Raw genomic sequence first — 7,900 nt, forward strand, 5'->3', positions numbered from 1 at the left:
AACGACCGATCGTGGTGAAAGGCAGCAAGGCGCGCATCGGCCGGCCACCGGAGCAGGTGCTGGAGATTTTGTAAATTCGAATTCGGGCGCGGACTATTGCGCCCTTTCTTTTACGGTAGCGGCTACAGCCCCAGGATCTCTTTAACGAACGGAATGGTGAGCTTGCGTTGGGCAGTGATCGAGGCGCGATCGAGCTGATCGAGAGTCATAAACAGCGTGCGCATCTCGCGATCCAGCCGTTTCAGCAGGAAGCGGCCCACGTCTTCCGGCAGCTCGAAGCCGCGCAGTTTGCCGCGCAGCTGCAGCGCCAGCAGCTTCTCTTCGTCCGACAGCGGCTGCAACTTGTAGATCTGCCCCCAGTCCAGACGCGAAGCCAGATCCGGCAAACGCAGGTTCAGCTGACGCGGCGGGCGATCCCCGGTGATGAACAAACGGGTGCGGCCGGTTTCCAGGATGCGGTTGTAAAGGTTGAAGATCGCCATCTCCCACTCTTCGTCGCCGGCGATGCATTCGATATTATCGATGCAGACCAGCGCCAGCTGCTCCATGCCGTCCAACACTTCAGGCACGAAGTAAGCGCGCTTGTCGAGCGGCACATAGCCCACCGCTTCCCCCTTCTGCGAAAGCTCTGCGCAGGCCGCATGCAGCAAATGGCTGCGCCCGCCGCCTTCACGCGACCAGAAATAGATATAGCTGCCATGTTCCTGACGGACGGCGGATTGGATCGCGGCTAATAGGGATGGGTTCTCGCCCGGATAAAAACTGGCGAAAGTTTCATCATCGGGAAGATAAAGTGGCAGTGAAAGCTGTGCCGGCGTATTCAGAGAAGCACCTCAACCAAAACTGGCAGAAAAACGTGGGCAGTTTAACACAGAAAACGGGCGCTGTTGAACCGGCTGGATCTTATGCCGCAATAGTGAACAATGCCTAAGCGCCGCTTGATTGGCTGCGGCCCCCGCCAAGGCAAGAATTATCCGAGTTAATTCCCTAACCCCATGCCTGCGCAGGTTAAATTTGTCATTTAAGCCAAATCTGGCCTAGTATAGGTAGGCTAAACGCAATCACCATCAACAAGGTTTCTGCAAGGATATAGACGATGAAAGTATGGAATAAAGTGCTGTTGGCCTCCTTTATCGGGTTGTTGGTTGCCGGCTGTGATGACTCGTCCAAGGTTGACGCCAACCTGGATAAAGCCAAAGACAGCGCCGAGCAGATGAAAGACGCCGCCCAGAAAAAAGCGGACGATCTGACGGACAAGGCGAAAGCGACGGCGGATGAAATCAAAAAAGAGGCCGCCACTCAGGCGGATCAGCTGAAAGACAAAGCTTCGGCGATTAAAGAAGACGCCGCCAAGCAGGCGGGCGCCATCACCAACGACGCCAAGGCCAAGGCCGCCGCGATCAAAGACGACGCAGGCAAACAGAGCCAGCAGTTGGTGGATCAGGCCAAGGCCATCAAAAACGACGCCATCAACGGCGCCAACGATCTGACCGAGCAGGCCAAGGCGAAGACCGAAGCCATCAAGAACAGCGCCGAAAACAAAGCGCAAGAGTTGAAACAAGAAACCGATGCGGCGGTGAACGGCAATACTCAGCCGGCCACCCAGCAGTAAGCTATTCTCAGCCACAAAAGAAAGGAGCAGTAAATGGGGATTATTTCCTGGATTATCTTCGGCCTGATCGCCGGTATTTTGGCTAAGTGGATCATGCCCGGCAAAGACGGCGGCGGCTTTATTCTGACCGTCGTGCTGGGGATCATCGGCGCCGTGGTCGGCGGCTATATCAGCACCTTCTTCGGCTACGGCAAGGTTGACGGCTTCAACTTCGGCAGCTTCGTGGTGGCGGTTATCGGCGCCATCGTGGTGCTGTTCGTGTACCGCAAAATTCGCAGCTAAGGCGAATGCCATAAGTCAAAAGGGCAGCCCTTGGGCTGCCCTTTTCGTTACTTCTGCTCCGCCGGTTCGTCCGGCGCGTCGAGCACCTCTTCTTCCTTGCGGAACAGGCTGATGACCTTGAACAGCAGGCTCAAGCCAATGCCGACGATGGTCGCCAGCGCCATGCCTTTCAGCTCCGCCGCGCCGATATGCACCTTGGCGCCGCTCACGCCGATAATCAGGATCACCGAGGTTAAAATCAGGTTTTGCGCTTTGTTGTAATCCACTTTGGACTCGATCAGCACGCGAATGCCCGAGGCGCCGATCACGCCGTACAGCAGCAGGGAAACGCCGCCCATCACCGGCACCGGCACCGCCTGGATCGCCGCCGCCAGCTTGCCGATGCAGGACAGCAGGATCGCCAGCACCGCCGCGCCGCCGATCACCCAGGTGCTGTAGACCTTGGTGATGGCCATCACGCCGATGTTCTCGCCGTAGGTGGTATTCGGCGTGGAGCCGAAGAAGCCCGAGAATACCGTCGAGATGCCGTTGGCGAACATCGAGCGGTGCAGGCCCGGATCGCGGATCAGGTCTTTCTTCACGATGTTGGCGGTCACCACCAGGTGGCCGACGTGCTCGGCGATCACCACCAGCGCCGCCGGCAGAATGGTGAAGATGGCGAACCACTCAAAGCGCGGGGTGTAAAAGGTCGGCAGTGCGAACCAGTGCGCCTCGCGGATCGGGGTCAAATCCACCACGCCCATAAAGAACGACAGCGCATAGCCCACCAGCACGCCGATCAGGATCGGGATAATCGCCAGGAAGCCGCGGAACAGCACCGAGCCGAGCACCGTGACCGCCAGCGTCACCAGCGAAATGGTGATGGTGGTCGAGTCGGCGCTGGCGCCTTCCGCCGGCAGCAGGCCCGCCATGTTGGCCGCCACGCCCGCCAGCTCCAGGCCGATGACGGCGACGATCGCCCCCATCGCCGCCGGCGGGAACATCACGTCCAGCCAACCGGTGCCGGCCTTTTTCACGATCAGCGCCACCAGGCAGAACAGCACGCCGCACATGATGAAACCGCCCAACGCCACTTCGTAACCGAGCGGCAACAGCAGCAACACCGGCGAGATAAACGCGAAACTGGAACCGAGGTAGGCCGGGATCTTGCCTTTACAGATGAACAGATACAGCAGCGTGCCGATGCCGTTGAACAACAGCACGGTCGCCGGGTTGATCTTGAACAGGATAGGCACCAGCACGGTGGCGCCGAACATGGCGAACAGGTGCTGGAAGCTGAGCGGAATGGTCTGGAGCAGCGGCGGGCGCTCGCTGACGCCGATGGCGCGACGGGTCATGGGTGCTTTTCCTCTGAGTCATTAATCGTTATGCAAGCTGAATTGTCTATGCTCAATGGATTTCAAGTTACAGCCAGGCGGCCAGGGCAATAATCCCCAGAAGCTTATATCAAATAAGTGACTGGGGTTATTGCCTGCAGCCAACAACGCTGTAGCTTGAAAGACGAAGAGCATAAAAAAGCCGACTCGTTAAGTCGGCTCAAATGTTTACTTGGTACCAAATATCTTGTCGCCCGCATCGCCCAGGCCCGGCACGATGTAGCCCTTGTCGTTCAGACACTGATCGATGGAGGCGGTGTACAGTTCAACGTCCGGATGCGCTTTCTCCAGCGCGGCGATGCCTTCCGGCGCCGCAACCAGGACCAGCACCTTGATGCTGTGGCAACCGGCTTTCTTCAGCAGATCGATAGTGGCGATCATCGAACCGCCGGTGGCCAGCATCGGGTCGACGACCAGCGCCATGCGCTCTTCGATGTTGGAAACCAGTTTCTGGAAGTACGGCACCGGCTCCAGGGTTTCTTCGTCGCGGTATACGCCCACCACGCTGATGCGCGCGCTCGGCACGTGCTCCAGCACCCCTTCCATCATGCCTAGGCCTGCGCGCAGGATTGGCACTACGGTAATCTTTTTCCCTTTGATCTGATCCACTTCAACTGGCCCGCACCAGCCTTCGATGGTGACTTTTTCCGTCTCCAGATCGGCGGTCGCTTCATAGGTCAGTAAACTACCCACTTCTGAGGCCAGCTCACGGAAGCGTTTGGTGCTGATGTCATTTTCGCGCATCAGGCCAAGCTTGTGTTTTACCAGCGGGTGTTTCACCTCAACGATCTTCATCATTTTTCTCCTATTAAGGTGGTTGCGGCCAAAAAAATCGCGGGATTATACCTCCTTTTTTTCGCCGCGCCACCCACAATAGCCCGATCGGGATCAACAAAAGTTTGAATATCAGTATAGATGACGAAAAAGCGGAGCCGGTTCACAAGCCGCTCGCAAACGTTTGCCTGCGCTGTTAGAATTGCCGCGCCTTATTCCGGAATCAACATCGGAAGCACAGTTTTCAAACCGCAAACCGTCGTGGGGAATCGCGCAGTGACCGACAAAACCTCTCTCAGCTATAAAGACGCAGGTGTCGATATCGATGCAGGCAACGCATTGGTAGATCGCATCAAAGGTGTAGTTAAACAGACCCGTCGCCCGGAAGTGATGGGCGGTCTGGGCGGGTTTGGCGCCCTGTGTGCGTTGCCGCAGAAATACCGCGAGCCGGTGCTGGTTTCCGGTACCGACGGCGTGGGCACCAAACTGCGTCTGGCGATGGATTTGAAACGCCACGACACCATCGGCATCGATCTGGTGGCGATGTGCGTCAACGATCTGGTGGTTCAGGGCGCCGAGCCGCTGTTCTTCCTCGACTACTACGCGACCGGCAAGCTGGATGTGGACACCGCGGCCAGCGTGATCACCGGCATCGCCGAAGGCTGCAAACAGTCCGGCTGTGCGCTGGTCGGCGGCGAAACCGCTGAAATGCCGGGCATGTACCACGGCGAAGACTACGACGTGGCCGGTTTCTGCGTCGGCGTGGTCGAAAAATCCGAGATCATCGACGGCAGCAAAGTGCAGTCCGGCGATGCGCTGATCGCCCTGGGCGCTTCCGGCCCGCACTCCAACGGCTACTCGCTGGTGCGCAAGATCCTGGAAGTGAGCAACACCGATCCGACCGCCACTCAGCTGGAAGGCAAGCCGCTGGCCGACCACCTGCTGGCGCCGACCAAAATTTACGTGAAGTCCGTGCTGGAGCTGATCGAGAAGGTTGACGTACACGCCATCGCTCACCTCACCGGCGGCGGCTTCTGGGAAAACATTCCGCGCGTGCTGCCGGAAGGCATGCAGGCGGTGATCGACGAAGCCAGCTGGCAGTGGCCGGCGGTGTTCACCTGGCTGCAGCAGGCCGGCAACGTCAGCCGTCATGAAATGTACCGCACCTTCAACTGCGGCGTAGGCATGGTCATCGCCCTGCCGGAAGCCGAAGTGGAAGCGGCCATCGCGCTGCTGACCGCGGCAGGTGAAAAAGCATGGAAAATCGGTAAACTGACCGCCTCTTCCGACGAACAACAAGTGGTCATCAACTGATGAAAAAGATCGTGGTGTTGGTCTCCGGCCAGGGGAGCAATCTCCAGGCGCTGATTGACGCCTGCCAGCAGGGCCGCATCGCCGCCGAAATCGTGGCGGTGTTCAGCAACAAGGCGCAGGCTTATGGCCTGCAACGCGCCGAAGCGGCGGGCATCGCCGCCCAGGCGCTGGATGCCAAGGCCTACGCCGATCGCACGGCGTTCGACGCCGCATTGGCGGACGCCATCGACCAGCACCAGCCCGATCTGGTGGTGCTGGCCGGCTACATGCGCATCCTCAGCCCGCAGTTCGTGCAGCGCTATGCCGGCCGCATGCTGAACATCCACCCTTCCCTGCTGCCGAAATACCCGGGGCTGCATACCCACCGTCAGGCCATTGACAACGGCGACAACGAACACGGCACCTCGGTGCACTTCGTGACCGAACAGCTCGACGGCGGCCCGGTGATCTTGCAGGCCAAGGTGCCGATTTTCGCTGACGACGAAGAGGATGACGTGGTTGAACGGGTGCAAACCCAGGAACACACGATCTATCCGCTGGTGGTGAGCTGGTTCGTCGACGGCCGCCTGGCGATGCGCGACGGCGCCGCCTGGCTGGACGGCGAACGCCTGCCTGAGCAGGGTCACGCCGCCGACTGATGCGCGCAGCCTGAACCTTGCCTAAACGGCGCCCGCGCGGCGCCGTTTTTTTTCGCCTTCATCCATTCTGTGAAGTTATACTTTGCACAATTTCACGGCACAGAGGAGCCCACATGTCCAGCACTGCCAACGTCAGATTACGTCCATTGGAACGGGACGATCTGTCGTTCGTCCACCAGATGGACAACAACGCCAGCGTCATGCGCTATTGGTTTGAAGAACCCTACGAAGCCTTTGTCGAGCTTTCCGATCTCTACGACAAACACATCCACGATCAGAGCGAGCGCCGCTTTATCATCGAGCACGAAGGCGCCAAGGTCGGCCTGGTAGAGCTAGTGGAGATCGATCACATCCACCGCCGCGCTGAGTTCCAGATCATCATCGATCCCGCCCACCAGGGCAAAGGCTATGCCAGCACCGCCGCCCGCCTGGCGATGGACTATGGTTTCTCGGTGCTGAACCTGTACAAGCTGTACCTGATCGTCGATAAGGAGAACCCGAAGGCGATCCACATCTACAGCAAGCTGGGCTTCAACGTGGAAGGCGAGCTGATCGACGAGTTCTTCGTCAACGGCGAATACCGCACCGTGCTGCGCATGTGCATCTTCCAGCCGCAATATCTGGCGAAGTTCAAAACGCCAAGCGATAAGCCGCTGGTGAAGTGACGGCTAGCGAGAAAAAGAGAAAACCCGCGCTGGCGGGTTTTCTTCATTAGATAAAAGGCATTAACCCGGTTAGTTCGCTATCTTAAGCGCTCTAAAACCGGTGCCGGCGCTATTCTCCTCCCCCAGCATCACTCGCTCAAATCCCATCTTCCCTTTTCTGTTCGTCAGCAGGCTTAGCGACGTATTGCCTTCGCTCCAGGGGTAATCGATAGCGACCACACGGGCACCGGAGGCATGCATTTCAATCAAATCGGTATTGCCATTGATAATTTTAGTTCCCTCTTTCGCCACGCTGAAGGCACTGGCATTAATTGAATATCCATTGTTTGCCCCCGAAGGCAATCCGATGACCAAACAGTTCTGACCAGAATTTTTGACTTTACCCACATCAAGAGATGAAACGGACACCAGAGCACTTTGGCTATCGATCGTGACCGAATTCGATCCCGAATTAATGCTGGCCTCGATAACTTTGTTGAGTGAAAAGGTGCCTGCCGTATTTTCCGTTCCTCCCTCCGCGCGTATGGAGTCAATATAAAGCTGACTGACACTGCTATTGACGCTTCCTGACGCTTTAACGATCCCTTTGCAAGACTCTGCCGTTGTGCCATACAAAAAGAACCCTGTCGAAGGGCGGTTAGAACAAACGATAGAAATACCGTGCAGGCCGGTAAACGCCACGCTGCAGCCAATCAGGGTGATGCCGCGGCAATCTACAAATAAAAAACCGTGGCATGGCGCCTGGTTAACATAGCTCTCTGGGCCACCAAACGCTTTGCAATTGATGAAGACGGCCTCTTGTAATGCCTCAGCATAAAAACAAGGCGCTGTTGCCGTCATATTGGTATGTTTTACCAGGACGTTTATTGCCGTTAGCGTCTGGGAGACTTTGTCCGACGGATTATCATCGTTATTCGGCTCGATAACAATGCCGATACCGCTATCCGCCAAATTATCAATATTGATATTCTCCAGAATAAAACCGTCATAGGGCTTACGTAAAACAATTGCGCTCCCGGTATGGCTGGCCATATTGATAGAGATATCTTTGACGCACACGCCAACGGTAGAGTACCCCGCAATATCAGAGTCAAATTTGAAAACGGCCCCCAGCTCCCCCAGGTCAGCCGTAAGGAGTAACTTCGTTGACTGAATTCCTTCGCCAACGATGTGTACACCTGGCTTTAAAAAAACGATCTGCCTCTTGATGCTGTAGGTACCGGCGGGCACGATGACCTT

Annotated in this window: 10 protein-coding genes and 1 pseudogene; 7 read left to right on the forward strand and 4 right to left on the reverse strand. The window is 57.2% G+C overall.

Annotation, left to right across the window (positions count from 1 at the left end):
• Window positions 1-74, forward strand: a pseudogene (locus tag ADK28_RS30945) (ArsC/Spx/MgsR family protein); the annotation flags it as partial.
• A gap of 48 nt (window positions 75-122) precedes the next feature.
• Here the strand turns inward: ADK28_RS30945 and hda are convergent.
• On the reverse strand, window positions 123-824 hold the full coding sequence (gene hda, locus ADK28_RS03880; protein ID WP_025159568.1) for a DnaA inactivator Hda: 702 nt from the start codon (window positions 822-824) through the stop codon (window positions 123-125).
• On the opposite strand from hda, the gene ADK28_RS31240 reads away from it, so the two are divergent.
• The 3 genes from ADK28_RS31240 (at window position 740) to ADK28_RS03890 (ending at window position 1,894) form a co-directional block, all read left to right on the forward strand.
• Window positions 740-931, forward strand: a complete 192-nt coding sequence (locus ADK28_RS31240) for a hypothetical protein (protein WP_126181472.1) — start codon at window positions 740-742, stop codon at window positions 929-931. The two genes, hda and ADK28_RS31240, sit on opposite strands and share 85 nt — an antisense overlap.
• 165 nt (window positions 932-1,096) lie before the next feature.
• Entirely contained in the window at window positions 1,097-1,612 is a 516-nt protein-coding gene (locus ADK28_RS03885; RefSeq protein WP_048794940.1) for a hypothetical protein, read from the forward strand.
• A gap of 33 nt (window positions 1,613-1,645) precedes the next feature.
• Window positions 1,646-1,894 (forward strand): GlsB/YeaQ/YmgE family stress response membrane protein, encoded by a 249-nt coding sequence (locus ADK28_RS03890; RefSeq protein ID WP_016926728.1) that lies wholly within the window; start codon window positions 1,646-1,648, stop codon window positions 1,892-1,894.
• Between the two features lie 47 nt (window positions 1,895-1,941).
• Here ADK28_RS03890 and uraA read toward each other — a convergent pair whose 3' ends face one another.
• A complete protein-coding gene (gene uraA, locus ADK28_RS03895; RefSeq protein ID WP_004941645.1) occupies window positions 1,942-3,231 on the reverse strand; it encodes a uracil permease in 1,290 nt (429 codons plus the stop codon).
• 207 nt (window positions 3,232-3,438) lie between these two features.
• A complete protein-coding gene (gene upp, locus ADK28_RS03900) occupies window positions 3,439-4,065 on the reverse strand; it encodes a uracil phosphoribosyltransferase (RefSeq protein ID WP_004941642.1) in 627 nt (208 codons plus the stop codon).
• 255 nt (window positions 4,066-4,320) lie between these two features.
• On the opposite strand from upp, the gene purM reads away from it, so the two are divergent.
• The 3 genes from purM (at window position 4,321) to speG (ending at window position 6,661) form a co-directional block, all read left to right on the forward strand.
• Window positions 4,321-5,358: a phosphoribosylformylglycinamidine cyclo-ligase gene (gene purM, locus ADK28_RS03905; RefSeq protein ID WP_016926726.1), complete on the forward strand. Its 1,038-nt coding sequence runs from the start codon at window positions 4,321-4,323 to the stop codon at window positions 5,356-5,358.
• Entirely contained in the window at window positions 5,358-5,996 is a 639-nt protein-coding gene (gene purN / locus ADK28_RS03910; RefSeq protein WP_048794941.1) for a phosphoribosylglycinamide formyltransferase, read from the forward strand. Before purM ends, purN begins: the two co-directional genes overlap by 1 nt.
• 113 nt (window positions 5,997-6,109) lie before the next feature.
• Window positions 6,110-6,661: a spermidine N1-acetyltransferase gene (gene speG, locus ADK28_RS03915; RefSeq protein ID WP_048794942.1), complete on the forward strand. Its 552-nt coding sequence runs from the start codon at window positions 6,110-6,112 to the stop codon at window positions 6,659-6,661.
• Between the two features lie 69 nt (window positions 6,662-6,730).
• Here the strand turns inward: speG and ADK28_RS32050 are convergent.
• On the reverse strand, window positions 6,731-7,900 hold a 1,170-nt coding region (locus tag ADK28_RS32050; protein ID WP_161802687.1), incomplete at its 5' end, for a hypothetical protein.

Origin of the sequence: Serratia sp. 506_PEND (genome assembly GCF_001076875.1) — a bacterium.
GTDB lineage: Bacteria > Pseudomonadota > Gammaproteobacteria > Enterobacterales > Enterobacteriaceae > Serratia > Serratia marcescens.

Coding starts and splice junctions, on each gene's coding strand:
- speG (WP_048794942.1), top strand. CDS start 6,110: ATGTCCAGCACTGCCAACGTCAGATTACGTCCATTGGAACGGGACGAT.
- ADK28_RS03885 (WP_048794940.1), top strand. CDS start 1,097: ATGAAAGTATGGAATAAAGTGCTGTTGGCCTCCTTTATCGGGTTGTTG.
- purN (WP_048794941.1), top strand. CDS start 5,358: ATGAAAAAGATCGTGGTGTTGGTCTCCGGCCAGGGGAGCAATCTCCAG.
- uraA (WP_004941645.1), bottom strand. CDS start 3,231: ATGACCCGTCGCGCCATCGGCGTCAGCGAGCGCCCGCCGCTGCTCCAG.
- ADK28_RS31240 (WP_126181472.1), top strand. CDS start 740: ATGGGTTCTCGCCCGGATAAAAACTGGCGAAAGTTTCATCATCGGGAA.
- upp (WP_004941642.1), bottom strand. CDS start 4,065: ATGAAGATCGTTGAGGTGAAACACCCGCTGGTAAAACACAAGCTTGGC.
- ADK28_RS03890 (WP_016926728.1), top strand. CDS start 1,646: ATGGGGATTATTTCCTGGATTATCTTCGGCCTGATCGCCGGTATTTTG.